Here is a 1,334-nt window from a genome sequence, read left to right as displayed (position 1 = left end):
ACTACTTGAATTGACTGCGACTTAGCAAGTCCGATCGACAACATATCAATATTGTAAAAATCGGCATAAGACTTGTATAACAAGCCGGAATGCGACTGAGGTTTGCCGCTTAACTTTAATGAACGAGTACTCAGGGCGAGTAAAAAACGATCTCTATCCCAAAACATGTTGAATGGTTCTCACTGACTTAGCGTTTAACATTCGTTATCACCGTGCACCACCAAATGGATCAAGATTTTAGTTACAATTCGCAGCATAAGATAACGAAGCGGTTACTCAATAAACCGCCGATAGTTGAATACTTTTAAGTATAACTAACTTGCGAGATACAGCCTGTGAAAATCAATAATCAAGCACTAAGTGTGATCGATGTCGTAGTAGCCACCACAGTGAGTTTTATATTTATTGGTTTTCTATATCAACACGTGTATGTGTAAGCTGATTTAGTTTAAATAAAAAAGCACGCTTTTTAGCGGGCTTTTTTATTTGGTTATCTCACTCAAAGTCAGAGAAAGGCTGAGCATAAAATCGATCGTAACTTAAGGCTTCGTTAGCATATAACATCAAAGAACGACCATCTTTCTTAATCATTTCTACTTCGTACACATTCGCCTTAGAATTATTAGTAATTGTTTCAGCATCAGACCAAGCTTCGTTCCATTCAATATTGTGCAAAAAACGAAATGTAGTTAAAAAAGATCCCTGAGCACTAACAGCCAAATGTGCATTGCCTTCTCTATCCGCAGATAACTGGAGACCAGTGTAATCACCAGAGAGAGAGTCAATCGTTTGTACCGGAACTAACGAATACGCATTCGCGCCATCAATCGGAAAATATCCCTGCGACTTAATAAAGCTGGTAGAAACTCCCTTTTCAACCCAAGCAAAAAGGGACTGACCATCTTGAAACACCGATAATCTTTTATCTGTTATATCGCCTTGGCTTGGATTAACAGTAACAGGGTCATTCCACCTAAAACCATTAAAGCGCGACACTTTCAAGCGCGTCGAACTACTCGCACCCTCTAGCCATGCTGCGACGCCGAAGCCACTAGCATCAAAGCCAAGCTCAGCTTTGGAAAGCGAGCTAACCGATATATAGACAGATTCTCTAGAAAAAGTGCCTGCCGAATACGTCATCGTACTCATCTCATACCCACTAACAGTGCCACCATTATACAGCTCGCTAACGAACGACAAGAAAGGTAAAGTGGCACCAAGATCTAACTCAGGAACTTGAATTAAATCAGTCGCAATAATTTGATCTGAAGCCGAACCAAATTGCTGGTTTCCGGTTAATGACAACTGGTCATTGGCTAGCTCCAACACATCTA

Annotated in this window: 1 protein-coding gene; it reads right to left on the bottom strand. The window is 40.6% G+C overall.

The genetic code is table 11. The annotated features are described in order from the left end of the window. Positions 1-495 precede the first annotated feature (495 nt). The coding region (locus A3738_RS30320) for a hypothetical protein (protein ID WP_197473492.1) at positions 496-1,334 on the bottom strand (839 nt) is incomplete at its 5' end.

Source organism: Oleiphilus sp. HI0066 (genome assembly GCF_001635725.1).
The sequence above is the reverse complement of the archived record's forward strand: the minus strand, read 5'-3'. Positions and strand labels throughout refer to the sequence as shown.